The sequence below is a fragment of the Streptomyces sp. NPDC001068 genome (genome assembly GCF_042897315.1).
Taxonomy (GTDB): domain Bacteria; phylum Actinomycetota; class Actinomycetes; order Streptomycetales; family Streptomycetaceae; genus Streptomyces.
Genome location: NZ_JBIAYD010000016.1, coordinates 56,672 through 71,816 on the forward strand (window position 1 = coordinate 56,672; position 15,145 = coordinate 71,816).

At 71.4% G+C, this 15,145-nt stretch carries 12 protein-coding genes; 8 read left to right on the top strand and 4 right to left on the bottom strand.

Annotated elements, in window-relative coordinates; genetic code table 11:
* Positions 1-84 precede the first annotated feature (84 nt).
* Both ACFY3I_RS36930 and ACFY3I_RS36935 read left to right on the top strand, forming a co-directional pair.
* The gene (locus ACFY3I_RS36930) at positions 85-1,197 is read left to right on the top strand and encodes a sugar ABC transporter substrate-binding protein (protein WP_390865377.1); all 1,113 of its coding nucleotides are present in this window, start codon (positions 85-87) and stop codon (positions 1,195-1,197) included.
* 746 nt (positions 1,198-1,943) lie between these two features.
* Positions 1,944-2,996 (top strand): LuxR C-terminal-related transcriptional regulator, encoded by a 1,053-nt coding sequence (locus ACFY3I_RS36935; RefSeq protein ID WP_390865378.1) that lies wholly within the window; start codon positions 1,944-1,946, stop codon positions 2,994-2,996.
* Here the strand turns inward: ACFY3I_RS36935 and ACFY3I_RS36940 are convergent.
* Complete coding sequence (locus ACFY3I_RS36940; protein ID WP_390865442.1) at positions 2,959-3,945, bottom strand: helix-turn-helix transcriptional regulator; 987 nt, start codon at positions 3,943-3,945, stop codon at positions 2,959-2,961. The two genes, ACFY3I_RS36935 and ACFY3I_RS36940, sit on opposite strands and share 38 nt — an antisense overlap.
* A gap of 2 nt (positions 3,946-3,947) precedes the next feature.
* The gene (locus tag ACFY3I_RS36945; protein ID WP_390865443.1) at positions 3,948-4,904 is read right to left on the bottom strand and encodes a helix-turn-helix transcriptional regulator; all 957 of its coding nucleotides are present in this window, start codon (positions 4,902-4,904) and stop codon (positions 3,948-3,950) included.
* 354 nt (positions 4,905-5,258) lie between these two features.
* On the opposite strand from ACFY3I_RS36945, the gene ACFY3I_RS36950 reads away from it, so the two are divergent.
* The 3 genes from ACFY3I_RS36950 to ACFY3I_RS36960 all read left to right on the top strand — a co-directional run bounded on the left by ACFY3I_RS36950 (position 5,259) and on the right by ACFY3I_RS36960 (position 9,324).
* Positions 5,259-5,594 (top strand): hypothetical protein, encoded by a 336-nt coding sequence (locus ACFY3I_RS36950; RefSeq protein WP_390865379.1) that lies wholly within the window; start codon positions 5,259-5,261, stop codon positions 5,592-5,594.
* 439 nt (positions 5,595-6,033) lie between these two features.
* Positions 6,034-8,691 (top strand): ATP-dependent chaperone ClpB, encoded by a 2,658-nt coding sequence (clpB, locus tag ACFY3I_RS36955; protein ID WP_390865380.1) that lies wholly within the window; start codon positions 6,034-6,036, stop codon positions 8,689-8,691.
* 102 nt (positions 8,692-8,793) lie between these two features.
* Positions 8,794-9,324: a YbjN domain-containing protein gene (locus tag ACFY3I_RS36960; protein WP_365286743.1), complete on the top strand. Its 531-nt coding sequence runs from the start codon at positions 8,794-8,796 to the stop codon at positions 9,322-9,324.
* Positions 9,325-9,330: 6 nt separating this feature from the next.
* Here ACFY3I_RS36960 and ACFY3I_RS36965 read toward each other — a convergent pair whose 3' ends face one another.
* Both ACFY3I_RS36965 and ACFY3I_RS36970 read right to left on the bottom strand, forming a co-directional pair.
* On the bottom strand, positions 9,331-10,518 hold the full coding sequence (locus tag ACFY3I_RS36965; protein ID WP_390865381.1) for a mannosyltransferase family protein: 1,188 nt from the start codon (positions 10,516-10,518) through the stop codon (positions 9,331-9,333).
* A 230-nt stretch (positions 10,519-10,748) separates the two neighbouring features.
* Positions 10,749-11,939: a pyridoxal phosphate-dependent aminotransferase gene (locus ACFY3I_RS36970; protein WP_390865382.1), complete on the bottom strand. Its 1,191-nt coding sequence runs from the start codon at positions 11,937-11,939 to the stop codon at positions 10,749-10,751.
* Positions 11,940-12,078: 139 nt separating this feature from the next.
* Here ACFY3I_RS36970 and ACFY3I_RS36975 point away from each other — a divergent pair, with 139 nt between their 5' ends.
* From ACFY3I_RS36975 to ACFY3I_RS36985, 3 genes are all read left to right on the top strand, one after another.
* Entirely contained in the window at positions 12,079-12,357 is a 279-nt protein-coding gene (locus ACFY3I_RS36975; RefSeq protein ID WP_390865383.1) for a hypothetical protein, read from the top strand.
* Between the two features lie 353 nt (positions 12,358-12,710).
* The gene (locus ACFY3I_RS36980; protein ID WP_365286737.1) at positions 12,711-13,241 is read left to right on the top strand and encodes a DUF2617 family protein; all 531 of its coding nucleotides are present in this window, start codon (positions 12,711-12,713) and stop codon (positions 13,239-13,241) included.
* Positions 13,242-13,326: 85 nt separating this feature from the next.
* Positions 13,327-14,961 carry a polyamine aminopropyltransferase gene (locus ACFY3I_RS36985; protein ID WP_390865384.1) on the top strand — a complete coding sequence of 545 codons (1,635 nt, stop codon included), beginning with the start codon at positions 13,327-13,329 and terminating at the stop codon, positions 14,959-14,961.
* The last annotated feature ends 184 nt before the right edge of the window (positions 14,962-15,145 follow it).

Genomic DNA, 15,145 nt, shown 5'->3' on the forward strand with positions numbered 1-15,145 from the left:
CCGGGTGCGGCCTGCGCGTTGTCTTTTCAGACATCTGGGTCGCAGCAGCCCCATGTCCGGAACGCACCTGAAGTGAGCCCCCGTATGCGTCGTATAGCCATGTTTGTGGCCGCGTCCACGATGACCCTCCCGCTCGCCGGTTGCGGCGTGCTCAACGCGACGGGATCGTCGACCACCGCGAGCCCCACCAAGGGCAACGACATCACCGTGGGTGTGCTGATGCCGGACAAGATCAACACCCGGTACAAGAACTTCGACGTCCCGATCATGACGGCCAAGATCGCCGAGCTGACCAACAAGCAGGCGCGGGTCGACTACCAGAACGCCGCCTCGGTCGCGTCCACGCAGGCCGAGCAGATGCAGAAGATGATCGACGACAAGGTCGACGTCATCATCCTGGACTCGGTCGACTCGCACGCCATCGCGGGCACGGTGAAGAAGGCGAAGAGCGCCGGCATCCCGGTCATCGCCTACGACCGACTCGCCGAGGGCCCGATCGACTCCTACGTCTCCTTCGACAACGAGCTGGTGGGCGAGGTGCAGGCCCGTACGCTGCTGGAGGGCATGGGGCCGAACGTCGACACCTCCGACAAGGTCATCATGATCAACGGCTCGCCGACGGACCCGAACGCCAAGCAGTTCAAGACGGGCGCCATGTCCGAGCTGAGCGGCAAGGTGGACACTCCTTCCGACGTCTCGTTCGACACCAAGGACTGGGACCCGAAGACCGCCGGCAAGGAGACCACCGAGGCGATCGACAAGCTCGGCAAGGGCAACATCGCCGGTGTCTACTCCGCCAACGACGCGATGGCGGGGGAGATCATCAAGTCCCTCAAGGCGGCCGGCATCACCGACCTGCCGCCGGTCACCGGCCAGGACGCCGACCTCGACGCCATCCAGCGGATCCTCGTGGGCCAGCAGTACATGACCGTCTACAAGCCCTACCCGGCCGAGGCCGAGGCCGCCGCGCAGATGGCCGTCTACCGGGTGCAGGGCAAGGACATCCAGTTCGACGCGCTCACCCAGGACCAGGTCGACAGCCCGACCAACAAGAACATCCCGTCCCAGCTGGTGCAGGTGAGCGCCGTCACGAAGAGCAAGATCAAGGACACCGTCGTCGCGGACGGCATCTACAAGATCTCCCAGATCTGCACCGCCGACTACCAGGCGGCCTGCACGGCGGCCGGCCTCAAGTAGGCGTCAGGCGCAGTTCGCCGCCCGTCCCGGCTGTCCGCCGCCCGCGCCGGCTGTCCGCCGCCGGGCGGGCGGGGCGGCCGGCTGAGAACTCGGCCCCGTGTCCTCCGCCGACGGTCCTGTCCGGGGAAGACCTCGACCGGACCGTCCGCGGGCCCATGGCGGCTCGGCGCGGTTCGACGGGGCCCTGTGCCGGGAAGTTCCGGTGGGTCGCGCCCGGGTGACGGCGGACCGGATCCGGGACTTCCGTACGGACGGTCCGTCGCACGCGACGCCGTTTCCGGAAGCGCCCGCGAGCGTGATGCGTCGGCCGACGCCCGCGACGCCCCCGGAGTTCAGTGATGCCGGGGCGCGTTCGGGGCCGCCCGGGCGGGCACGTGACGCGGTGTTCGCCGGCCGATCTCGGCGATCCGCGGGGTCTGCCGCGGCACGTGCCCGCGGGCGGCCCTCCACGCAACGCATCTCCCCCGTGGGCGCGTTGCGGGGGCCCCGGAACCGATCGGGGGAGGCCGGACCGGGGCCCCTTCGGGTGTCCGGCGAACACCCGTGGGAAGCGGTGCCAACGATGCCCCCGTGGACCTGCCGCCACCACCGTCATCTTGTTGCAGTGCGGCCTGCGGAGGCCGGGAGATACCGGGCGCATGCGGGCATTCTCGCGCCCCGTGCGAGGGGAGCCGTGTTGCGGACCCGGTCCGGACCGCTCATAGTTGCGCTGCGGAAGAGGCAGCAAACCGGGGGTGGAATGGGCGATGGCCGGGCACGGGACGGACAAGCATCCACACGGTGCCGACCGACTGTGCGCCGCCGGGGACCGCGTGTACTCCCGGGCCGTGCGCCGGGGCCGGGTACCGCGCACGGACGCCGACGCGGTGCCCTGTCTGCTTGAGCTGGCGCTGCTGCACCCGGACCCCGACGACATGGACTGGCTGGTGCCGACCTCCCCGCAGGAGGTCATGACCCGGCTCCTGCGCGGGGTTCACGACGAGGTCACCGACAGTCAGCGGCGGGTGGGTTCGGCGGTCGCCGCCTTCGAGTGGTACGCCGGTCTGGGACGGCAGCTGCAGGACGCCTCGGCCTCCGCCGAGGGCACGGCGGCCATCCGGGTGCTGGACGGGCTGTCGCGGATCCAGGCGGCGATGGACGAGGCGACGGAGGCGTGCACCAGCGAGGTGCTGACCGTCCAGCCGGGCGGCATCCGCCGTGAGTCGGAGCTGACCGAGGGACTGCACCGGGCGGTCGCCCTGCGCGGCCGCGGGGTACGCATGCGGGACCTGTACACCCATGTCGCCCGGCACGGCCAGGGCCTGCTCAACTACCTGGAGCTGATGGGCGACGCGGTGGAGGCCAAGACCCTGGACGAGGTCATCGACCGCCTCATCCTCTTCGACCGCACCGTCGCCTTCATCCCCGCTAACGCCGACCGCACGATGGCCCTGGAACTGCGCCACCCCGCCCTGGTCGAGTACTTCGTCACCGTCTTCGAGCGCCTGTGGCGCCTCGCGATCCCCCTCACCGCCCCGCTTCCCGACACCGGCATCGAGGGCATCTCGCACCGCGAGCAGTCCATCGCGGCGCTGCTGGCCGAAGGCCACCAGGACGCGGTGATCGCCGAACGCCTGGGCATCAGCGTCCGTACCTGCCGCGCCCACATCGCCCGGCTCTCGGAGACGCTGGGCGCGGCCAGCCGTACCCAACTGGGTGTGCGGATAGCGCAGGTGGGGCTGGACCGGCCGCCGGGCGAGGCGAACGGGCCGCCGGCCGAGGTCAGTCTTCCCGATCAAGGATCCCCGAGCGTCCGATGAGGTAGCCGAGTTGGGCCCGGCTGTCGCTGCCGAGGGTGGTGGCGAGCTTCGCGATGTGGACGCGGGCGGTGCGGATGTTCATGCCGAGGCGTTCGGCGACGGCGGCGTCGGTGTGGCCCTCGACGAGCAGGGCGGCGATGGCCTGCTGGCGGGGGGTGACGCCGTTGACGGTGGGGCGGTGCCCGGGTTTCGGGAAGATCGGCGTGGCCAGGTGCCAGAGACGGTCGAAGTTGGTCGCGATGTAGCTGATCAGCGCCGGCTGGCGGACCTCCAGGGCGAGGGTGCCGTCGTCGTTGGCGGGGAGGAAGGCGACCGTCCGGTCGATGACGACGAGACGGTCGGGCACCTCGTCGAGCCCTCGGGCCACACTGTCGCCCCTGACCTGTTCGACGTAGGCCTGAAAGTTCGGCAGGTGGCGGACGGTGTTCTGGTAGAGCGTGCGGATACGGCCGCCACGGTCCAGGAAGGCCATGTCGCGCTCGTGGGCGACGGGGTAGGCGGCGATGCCGCGCTCACCGACCAGACCGGAGTGCGGCTGGACGCACAGGACCTCCCGCTGAGCCTGCGGCATGGCCTCGGTGATGGCGTCGTTGATGCGTCGGGTGCCGCTGAGCAGGCGGAGGGCGGGGGAGTCCGGCGTCGCGCCGGCGGGGCCGTGGAGGTGCGTCAGCGGTTCGAACAGGTCCACCAGCCGCTCCTCGCGTCGCCATTCCGCGGCGATACGGGTGCGGGCGCCGCGCAGGAGCCGGTTGAGGGCGGTGGCGGGTGCCACGGGCTCGAGTGCGCCGGGGTCGTCGAGGGCGGGGTGGAGGAGGCCATGGTCGACGAGGCAGGGCGCGTCCGCGGCGTCGGGAGCGGGTATCCGTCCTTCCCGCAGCGCGCGCTCGTACAGCTTCGTCCCGGTCACGCACAGGTCTTCGATGCCGTGCTCGGTGTGCGGGACTGGCAGGGTCAACGGTTGCCGCCCTCCTCGGGAAGCTTCTGTTCCAGGATGCCGGACTGGGCGATGAGGTAGCCCAGTTGGGCCCGGCTGCCACTGCCGAGTGCCTGGGCCAGCTTGGCGATGTGGGCTCGGCAGGTGCGCACGTTCATGCCGAGCCGGCGCGCGATGGCTTCGTCGACATGCCCCTCGACGAGCAGCTTCGCGATCGAGTGCTGGATGTCGGTGATGCCGTCGGCGGCGGTTTCGTAGGGGGTGCCCGCGTTCAGCGGGACCGCGCGGCTCCAGATGAACTCGAACACCTTGAGCAGGTACCCGACGAGCGCGGGGTTGCGCAGCTCCAGCGCCACCTTCTGATCGTCACGGGCGGGAATGAAGGCGACGGTCTCGTCGCAGATGATCAGGCGTTCCACGAGTTCGTCGATGGTGCGGTACTCCACCGACCCGTTCGCGAGCTGCGCGACGTACGCGAGCTGGGTCAGGTTGTAGCGGACCGTGTGCTGGTACAGCGTCCTGATCCGCACCCCGCGGTCCACGAGGGCCTTGTCCCGGTCGAGGCCCTGCAGGATGGTGCGCTCCGTGAACTGGTTGCTCGGCTGGACCGTGACCACCTCATTGCGGCACTGTGAGGTGGCCATGTTGAGTGCGTCGTTGATCCGGTCGCTGCCTTCCAGCACCGCGATGGAGTCCGTCGCGGCCCCCGAGCGGTTGCTGAGCGCCATGAAGGGTTCGAAGAGGTCGGAGAGCTCGAGCGACCGGCGTCTGCGCTCGGCGATCTCGCGTTCTATGGGGTTGAGCCGCTGGGCGAGGACCAGGGCCGGGGGCACCGGGCGCAGCCAGCCCGGGTCGTCCGGATCCGGCTGCAGGAGGGCGAATTCCATGAGGCAGGGGGCGGCCGCGACCTCCGGACGGGCGATACGCCCGGCCCGCAGAGCGCTTGCGTAGAGCCGACTGCCTTCGTCGCACATTTCGGTCACCGCATGAGGATGTGACACCTTGGCCCGATTCGTCACTAAATCTCCACCCCCCAGGGTCCTGAACGTGCAGGAACATGATGCACCGATCGTGTGGCCATGACGTGCCTGTATGAGCCATCGTCGTATCCGTCGGGGGAATGAGGGGATTGCAAGTGAGGACGAAGCGGACCATGAGTAAGAGAGTGCTTCGCCCGGCGCTTGTCGCCTTCACGTCCACGGTCGTGGCGCTCTTGGTGCTGAGCGGCCAGTCGGGCGTGAAGAACGATGTCCGGGCGGATACGAAGTGGCCGGCGGTGGCCGTGTCCACCGTGGCTGTGGAAACGGCAGACGGTTCCGGGAGTTGAGATGACCACCCCACCCGACGATCGGTCCTTCCGGCGCGAAATGGCCACGGCCTATCGCTCCGGTTGGCACTTCATCGACCTGGTCACCGCCATCCCCCACAGTGGTGACTCGCTGATGGTGACCGTTTTCGGTGAGCCGGTGGTGGTGACGCGTGACGAGGAAGAGGACGTCCGGGCCTACCGGTGCCTGCGCAAGCCCCGAGGGGCGCCGCAGCCCGTGCGGTGCGCCGTCCGGTACGGAATGATCTTTGTGAACCTGGACCAGAGAGACCATCGGCTGGCTGAGCCGGGCATCCCGGACGTGAGGACCATCTCGGCCACCCCCCGCAGTGCCTGACGCGATTCCCCCGTCGTAAAAGATCGCTCAGGTACTTCCCCCCGCAGCGGCGTCACCGTGACCTGAACACGGTGACGCCGCTGCAGTTTTCTGGGGACATTTCTGCCTATCGGCCGGTTTCGGCCATGCTTCACGGTGGCCGAAACCTGCTGTCGGCACGCCGACGGAACGGGGCGCCCGCCCCGAGTCGCCGCCCGGACCCCACCCCCGGCGCGCCCCGGGCCCCCGCCCGTCCACTCCCCGCCCGTCCCCGCCCGTCCACTCCGTGGCCCCGGCGGGGGCGCCCCCACCCCCACCGGGCACCCTTTGGTGCGTCGGGTTCGCGGTGCTTCCCAATCCGTTTCCGGAAGGGCTCCCGTCTTCACCTTGAGTGGAATAGACTCAACTTTGTGTACGTTGGCTGAGTCAGCCGAACGATGCCGAGGAGGAGAAAGCGAACGTGGACGCCGAGCTGACCAACAGGAGCCGGGACGCGATCAACGCGGCCAGCAGCCGGGCCGTGACCATGGGGCACGCCGACCTCACCCCCGCCCACCTGCTGCTGGCTCTGCTGGCCGGGCAGGAGAACGAGAACATCACCGACCTGCTCGCCGCCGTCGACGCCGACCGGACCGTCGTACGACAGGGCGCCGAGCGGGTGCTGGCCGCGCTGCCCAGCGTGACCGGTTCCACCGTCGCACCCCCGCAGCCCAACCGCGAGCTGCTCGCCGTCCTCGCCGACGCGGACGAGCGGGCCCGCGACCTCGGCGACGACTTCCTCTCCACCGAGCACCTGCTCATCGGCATCGCAGCGAAGGGCGGCGCGGCCGGCGAGGTGCTCGACCGGCAGGGTGCCACCGCGAAGAAGCTGGTGGAGGCCTTCCAGAAGGCGCGCGGCGGGCGCCGGGTGACCACCGCCGACCCCGAGGGCCAGTACAAGGCGCTGGAGAAGTTCGGCACCGACTTCACGGCCGCCGCGCGGGACGGGAAGCTCGACCCCGTCATCGGGCGCGACCAGGAGATCCGGCGGGTCGTGCAGGTGCTGTCCCGCCGCACCAAGAACAACCCCGTGCTCATCGGTGAGCCGGGTGTCGGCAAGACCGCCGTGGTCGAGGGGCTGGCCCAGCGGATCGTCAAGGGCGACGTGCCCGAGTCGCTGAAGGACAAGCGGCTGGTCTCGCTGGATCTCGGCGCGATGGTCGCGGGCGCGAAGTACCGGGGTGAGTTCGAGGAGCGGCTGAAGACCGTCCTCGCCGAGATCAAGGACTCCGACGGTCAGGTCATCACCTTCATCGACGAGCTGCACACGGTCGTCGGCGCGGGCGCCGGCGGCGACTCCGCGATGGACGCCGGCAACATGCTGAAGCCGATGCTGGCCCGCGGCGAGCTGCGCATGGTCGGTGCCACCACCCTCGACGAGTACCGCGAGCGCATCGAGAAGGACCCGGCGCTGGAGCGCCGCTTCCAGCAAGTGCTGGTGGCGGAGCCGAGCGTCGAGGACACCATCGCCATCCTCCGTGGCCTCAAGGGCCGTTACGAGGCCCACCACAAGGTGCAGATCGCGGACAGCGCGCTGGTGGCCGCCGCGACCCTCTCCGACCGCTACATCACCTCCCGCTTCCTCCCGGACAAGGCCATCGACCTGGTCGACGAGGCCGCCTCGCGGCTCCGCATGGAGATCGACTCCTCGCCCGTCGAGATAGACGAACTCCAGCGCGTGGTCGACCGGTTGAAGATGGAGGAGCTGGCGCTGGAGAAGGAGACCGACCCGGCCTCCCGGGAGCGCCTGGACAAGCTGCGCCGCGACCTCGCCGACAAGGAGGAGGACCTGCGCGGCCTCAACGCCCGCTGGGAGCGCGAGAAGCAGTCCCTGAACCGGGTCGGCGAGCTGAAGGAGAAGCTCGACGAACTGCGCGGCACCGCCGAACGCGCCCAGCGCGACGGCGACTTCGACACCGCCTCCAAGCTGCTGTACGGGGAGATCCCGCAACTGGAGAAGGAGTTGGAGGCCGCGTCCGAGGCCGAGGTGGAGACCGCCCGGGACACCATGGTCAAGGACGAGGTCGGCTCGGACGACATCGCGGACGTGGTGGCCGCCTGGACCGGCATCCCCGCCGGGCGCCTCATGGAGGGCGAGACCCAGAAGCTGCTCCGCATGGAGGACGAGCTGGGCCGCCGCCTGATCGGCCAGACCGAGGCCGTGCGCGCGGTGTCGGACGCGGTACGGCGCTCCCGCGCCGGCATCGCCGACCCGGACCGTCCCACCGGCTCGTTCCTCTTCCTCGGCCCGACCGGTGTCGGCAAGACGGAACTCGCCAAGGCGCTCGCGGACTTCCTCTTCGACGACGAGCGGGCGATGGTCCGGATCGACATGTCGGAGTACAGCGAGAAGCACAGCGTGGCCCGGCTGGTCGGCGCCCCGCCCGGGTACGTCGGCTACGAGGAGGGCGGTCAGCTGACCGAGGCGGTCCGCCGCCGCCCCTACACCGTGGTCCTCCTGGACGAGGTGGAGAAGGCCCACCCCGAGGTCTTCGACATCCTCCTCCAGGTGCTGGACGACGGCCGGCTCACCGACGGCCAGGGCCGCACGGTCGACTTCCGCAACACCATCCTGGTGCTGACGTCGAACCTGGGCAGCCAGTACCTGGTGGACCCGGTGCTCGGCGAGGAGGAGAAGAAGCGGCAGGTCCTGGAGGTCGTCCGGCAATCCTTCAAGCCGGAGTTCATCAACCGGCTGGACGACCTGGTCGTCTTCTCCGCCCTGGCCAAGGACGAGCTGGCCCGGATCGCCCGGCTCCAGATCGACCGGCTGGCCAGGCGGCTCGCCGACCGGCGCCTCGCCCTGGAGATCACCCCGGAGGCCCTGGCCTGGCTCGCGGAGGAGGGCAACGACCCCGCGTACGGCGCCCGTCCGCTGCGCCGTCTGGTCCAGACCGCCATCGGCGACCGCCTCGCCAAGGAGATCCTCTCCGGAGAGGTCAAGGACGGCGACACGATCCGGGTCGACGCCTTCGGCGAGGGCCTGATCGTGGGCCCGGTGACGCCGGAGGACCCGGCCGCCGGCCCGGCCGCGGAAGCCGTCGAAAGTACCGGTCAGGACACCGGGAAAACGCTCTGAGCGGAATTGCGCCAACGGGAGATGAACCCGCCGGGGCGGGGGTTGCCTACCCCCTCCCCGGATGGTGGAGGATGGCGGGATCCGTATGAAGGGAAAATCACGGTGACCATCGACCCGTCCTCGATTCCGAACTTCGGGGGCCAGCCCGAGCCGCAGCCCCAAGGACCGGCGGGCCCCGTCGTCCCGGATCAGGACCTTGTGAAGCAGCTCCTCGACCAGATGGAGCTGAAGTACGTCGTCGACGACGAGGGTGACCTCGCGGCGCCGTGGGAGCAGTTCCGCACCTACTTCATGTTCCGCGGCGAGGACGAGCAGTCGGTCTTCTCGGTGCGGACGTTCTACGACCGCTCCCACAAGATCGACGAGAAGCCGCAGCTCCTCGAGGCCATCGACGACTGGAACCGTCGGACCCTGTGGCCCAAGGTCTACACGCACACCCATGACGACGGCACCGTCCGTCTCATCGGTGAGGCGCAGATGCTGATCGGCATGGGCGTCGACATCAACCACTTCGTGTCGTCCACGGTCAGCTGGGTGCGCGCCGCGATCGAGTTCGACAAGTGGCTCGTCGAGCAGCTCGGCCTGGAGGAGGCCGTCGACGGGACCGACGAGCCCGGGGGCGACGAGGAGTAGGAACCCCTACAGGGGCGTACCGGCGACGACGACCAGGTACGCGCCGTAGCCGAACGAGAGCCCGGCCAGGGCCGCGACCACCACGGACGCGTGCCAGGGCCGGGCTCTCGCCGTACGGACCAGCGCGCAGGCCAGCGGGAGGAGGAGCGGGAAGGCCGGCAGCAGGAAACGGGGCTTGGACTCGAAGAAGCCCGAGCCGCCGAGGGTGATCAGCAGGAGTACGGCGCTGTAGACGAGGAGCGGGAGCGGCGCCCGGTCCAGGAGCAGCAGCGCGAACAGGACCACCGCCGCCGCCACGATCACCAGGGCCATCGGGAAGACGAAACGGTCGCCGCGCAGCAGCATGCCGCGGACGAAGCGGAGCGAGCCCCGGCCGAAGTCGAAGCGCGACCCCCACAGGCGCTGCACGCCGAAGTAGCCGCCCAGCGGATCGCCGGTGCGGCGGCCCACCCACAGCACGTATCCGAGCCAGCCGAGCGGTGCGAGCGCCGCGCCCGTCCACAGCCTGTGGGCGGCCCGGCCGCGCGAGCGGCGCGCCTCGCACACGGCTGCGGCCAGTACGGCCGCCGCGACCGCGAAGCCGTTCGGCCGGGACAGGCCCGCCAGGGCGGCCAGGGTGCCCGCCCACAGCCAGTTTCCGGCCAGGACCGCGTACAGGGACCAGGCGGCGAACGCGGTCAGGACCGGTTCCGTGTACGCCATGGACAGCACGACGGAGTGCGGGAGCAGGCCCCACAGCAGGACGAGGGCCGTGGCCACGGTGCGGCCGTGCAGCCGGGCGCCCACCGCGTAGATGCCCGCGGCGGCGACCGCGGCGGCCGTCCAGGACACCAGCAGGCCGGCGCCCGCCCCGCTCAGCGGGGTGACGGCGGTCAGCACGCGGATCAGGGCCGGGTAGAGCGGGAAGAACGCCAGGTCGCCGTGGACGACGTCGGGGCGGAAGTACAGGGTGCGGCCGTAGCCGTGGGCCGCGATGCCCAGGTACCAGACCGAGTCCCACGACCGCCCGAGCAGGGTGAGCGGATGCCTGCCGGACGCCCACGCGGCCAGCGCGACCACGGCCATGCCGGTGAGCCGGGCCGCCGCGAACAGCCCCACGGCCACCCCGCCGGCGGTGACGAGGGACGGGGCGAGAGCGGCGGTCCCGGTGGTCGTGCCGGGGGTCGTACGCGCGGTGGTGCTGGCGTGGCTCACATTCGCACCCTGCGGGGGAGCGCGGCGAAGCGCGAGAAATACGCGCCCGATGGGGTACCGGAGGTGCCGGCCCCCTGGCGTGGCGCGGGCCACCGACGGACACGGGGGTGATATCGGCGGCGTCGGGAACGGGAGCGGGCCAGTACGCCCGCCCGCGCCGGGCCGCGCCGGGTCGCCCCGCGCCGCGCCAGGCCGCGCCGGGCCGCGCCCGGTCCCTCGGGCGGCCGCGCTCAGCAGGCGAGCCGCTTGAGGCGGTGGGCCGCCTCCTCCAGCACGTCCGCGCGCTTGCAGAACGCGAACCGTACGAACGGCGCCCCCACGTCCCGGTGGTCGTAGAAGACGGCGTTGGGGATGGCGACGACGCCCGCGCGTTCCGGCAGGGCGCGGCAGAAGGCGAAGCCGTCGCTCTCGCCGAGGGGGCGGATGTCGGTGGTGACGAAGTACGTGCCGGCGGTGTCGTAGACCGTGAAGCCCGCCTCCCGCAGGCCGGCCGCGAGGATGTCCCGCTTGGTCCGCATGTCCTGGCGGAACGCCTCGAAGTAGGAGTCGGGCAGGGCGAGCGCCTCCGCGACCGCGTACTGGAAGGGTCCGGAGGCGACGTACGTCAGGAACTGCTTCGCCGAGCGGACCGCCGTGACCAGTTCCGGCGTCGAGGTCACCCAGCCGACCTTCCAGCCGGTGAAGGAGAAGGTCTTGCCGGCCGACCCGATGGTGACCGTGCGCCCGCGCATGCCGGGCAGGGTGGCGAGGGGGATGTGCTCGGCGTCGTCGTAGACCAGGTGCTCGTAGACCTCGTCCGTCACCACCAGCAGGTCGCGCTCCACCGCCAGCTCCGCGATCGCGGTCAGCTCGGCGCGGGTGAGGACCGTGCCGGTCGGGTTGTGCGGGGTGTTGACCAGCAGCAGCCGGGTGCGGGGGGTGACGGCCGCGCGCAGTTCGTCGAGGTCCAGGCGGAAGGCGGTGCCGTCGGGGCGGAGGGTGACCGGGACCCGGGTGCCGCCGGCCATGGCGATGCAGGCCGCGTAGGAGTCGTAGTAGGGCTCCAGGGCCACGACCTCGTCACCCGGCTCCACGAGGGCGAGCAGGGCGGCCGCGATCGCCTCGGTGGCGCCCGCCGTGACCAGCACCTCGGCGTCAGGGTCGTACGACAGCCCGTACCGGCGCTCCTGGTGCGCGGCGATCGCCGTACGCAGCTCGGGGATGCCGGGCCCCGGCGGGTACTGGTTGCCGCGCCCGTCGCGCAGCGCCCGTACGGCGGCCTCCCGGACCTCCTCGGGGCCGTCGGTGTCCGGGAAGCCCTGCCCGAGGTTGATGGACCCGGTACTCAGCGCCAGGGCGGACATCTCGGCGAAGATCGTGGTCCCGAACTCTGCGAGCCGACGGTTCAGAAGAGGACGTTCGCTGGAGGTCATGCGGGCCATCCTGCGCCCAAGCTCTGGAGTTCCTCAACTCTGCTTTGGCCGTCCGGGCCGCCGGGCATCTCCAGCTCACGTCGCGGTCACGCGGCGGCCGGGGCGCCCACGGGGGGTCGCTCCGCGGGACCGGAAAGAAGGTGACGCCATGGGGATCGTCTTCATCGTGGCGGCGGCCGCGATCATCTGCCTGGTGATCGTCGGGACCGTGGCCCGCAAGGGCGCCGGACGGAACGGATACTCCTCCTCCGACAGCTCGGGCGGCAGCTGGTGGGCCGGGGACTCGGGGTCGTCCTCCGGAGGCGGGTACCACGGCGGACACGGGGGTCACTCGTGCGGCGGAGGCCACTCCTCCTGCGGCGGCGGGTCGTCCTGCGGTGGTGGCTCCTCGTGCGGTGGCGGGGGCGGCTGCGGCGGGGGCAACTGACCGGGAACCTCGGGGGACACGGGGGACATGGGGGAAACGGGGGGCACGGGGCGTCCGGACGAGGAGCTGGCGGCTCTTCCCGGACGCCCCGGCGCACGCCAGAGGGACCAGGGCGCACAACGTTGTTGAACAGTTGAGCTGTGGAGCCCTCTGAGGGATGGAAACCCCACGAAGTTGGGTAAAAACGCTGTGGCGGCGTCACTGTTCATGATTCCCTCTAAATCACCAAAGCAGCGCCTCGGACGTCCTGACGACACCCCTTCCCGGCTGGGCCGACCGGGCCGATCTCCCGGTGTCCGCCGAGGTGCGTCGGACCACCCTCCTCCCCATTTGCGCGTTAGCGGAGCCGATCCATGCTCACGACCCTGAACACCACCTACACCGATACCCGCGCGGCCGACCTCGCCTGGGCCCTCGGTCGCGAGCCGCTGCCCGCACTGGCCACCCTCGACCTGGAGCTGTCCGGGGCGAAACTCCAGCTCAGACTGTTGGGCGCGTCCCACCAGGTACTCCTGGAGGAGGAGTGCGGCGGCTGCTCGGAGACGGTGGCCTGCATCCCGGGGTCCAGCACCCCCCTGCCGCTCGGGGTGGCCAAGCGCATCGGCGACTGGGAGTACGAGTTCGCGGCCCGCGTCGAGGTGCTGTCACCGGGCTCCTTCGCCGGCCGCGCCCAGGAGCTGCTGGCCCTGGTGGCCGAGCACCCGTACGGCCTCGCCGGGGTCTTCCCGGGCAGCCCGCACGCGTTCACCGCGCTGCTCGCCCAGCGCCACGAGGGCCAGGTGCACTGGCGGACCTGGCACGCGTATCCGCAGGACGGCCAGCTGGTCGCGACCCGCACGAGGGTCGGCGTACGGGTCCCGGTGGCCCAACCTGTCCCGGGCTGACGTAAACCAACGAGCCGTCAAGAGCGGTCGATTTCCACACGTGTGGGTGACGAAGCGTACCGAGCGAGTGACGTAACGTCGCAGAGTGATCGATCCGCACCCGCCCGCCCCGCCAGGCGCACCGCCGCCCTGGGGCGCCCCCGCGCCGCTGCCCGTGCGGCCGGGGACGGGCCGGTTCCTGGTGCTGGCGTGCGTCTTCGTCTGCGCGGCCTGCGGGCTGGTGTACGAGCTCGAACTCGTCGCCCTCGCCTCGTACCTGATCGGGGACTCGGTCACCCAGGCCTCCGTGGTGCTCTCCGTGATGGTCTTCGCCATGGGCGTCGGCTCGCTGGCGGCGAAGCGGCTGCGCTGGCACGCGGCGGCCGGATTCGCCGCGGTGGAGGCCGCGCTGGCACTGGTCGGCGGCTGCAGCGCCCTCGCCCTGTACGCCGTCTTCGCCTGGACCGGCGGCTGGGGCGGCCTGTGGGCGGCCGGACCGCGCTGCCTCCTGGTCGCCTTTTCCCTCGCCATCGGCCTGCTGATCGGCGCCGAGGTGCCGCTGCTGATGGAACTCATCCAGCGCATCCGCCGCCAGGACGCGGGCGGCGCGGTGGCCGACCTGTTCGCGGCGGACTACGTCGGCGCGCTCGTCGGCGGCCTGGCCTTCCCGTTCCTGCTGCTGCCCTTCCTCGGCCAGTTGACGGGCACCCTGCTCACCGGCACGGTCAACGTCGTGGCCGGCGGCGCCCTGGTCCTCGGCCTGTTCCGCCAGGACCTGTGCCGCCGGGCCCGCTGGATCCTGCTCGCCGTCAACGTGGCCGTCCTCGCCGTCCTCGCCACCGCCGCCGCGCACGTCGAGGACTTCGAACGGGCCGCCCGGCAGGCGGTCTACGGCGGCGACGTCCGGGTCGCCGTCCAGACGGACGTCCAGGAGATAGTCCTCACCGGCGGCGTCCGCGGCCGCCCCCTCGACCTCTTCCTCGACGGCCGGCTGCGCGTCGGCGGCCGCGACGAACGCCGCTATCACGAGGCCCTCGTCCAGCCGGCGATGAGCGGCCCGCACGCGCGCGTGCTGATCCTCGGCGGCGGCGACGGCATGGCCGCGCGCGAGGTGCTCCGGCACACCGGTGCGGACCGGGTCGACGTCGTCGAACCCGACGCGGGCCTGGTCCGCCTCGCCCGCCACGATCCCGGCCTCGCCGCGCTCAACGCCCACTCCTACGACGACCCGCGCGTCCACGTGGTCACCGACGACGCGTTCTGCCGGCTTCGCCGCATCGCGTCGCACGCCGCGTACGACGTGGTGATCGCCGACCTGCCCGACCCCGGCATCACGGCCAGCGCCAAGCTGTACTCCGAGGAGTTCTACGGCCTGGCCCGCCGCGTGCTCGCGCCCGGCGGCCGCCTGGTCGTGCACGCCGGCCCGGTGCGGGCCGGCACCCGCGTCTTCTGGACGGTGGACGCGACCATGCGCGCGGCCGGTCTGGCCACGACCCCCTACCGGGTGCCCGGCAGCGATCCCGGCTTCACCGCGGGCCCCGACCGTTCGGCCGCCGCCTCCAGGGCCCCGCACGACTGGGGGTTCGTCCTGGCGGCGGAGGCTTCGCGCGCTCCGCGGCTGCGGCTGCCGGCCGACGGCCCACGGCTGTACACGCTGACGGCACGGGACCTGAGAGAGGACGCGCTGCCCACACCACGGACAGCACCACCGGCCTCGACCCTCGTGAATCCACGCTACTGACCACACCCCGTTCAGCCGGAGCCGAGCCCCCGGTCCCGCGCCGCGCGGATGCCGTCCCGTCGGGGGTCCGTGCCCCGCCGTCCTCGTGCCGCGCGGATGCCGTCCCGTCGGGGACCCGACCCCCCGGGTTCCGCGCCGCGCGGATGGCGTCCCGTCGAGGACCCGCCCCCCGGTTCCGCGCCGC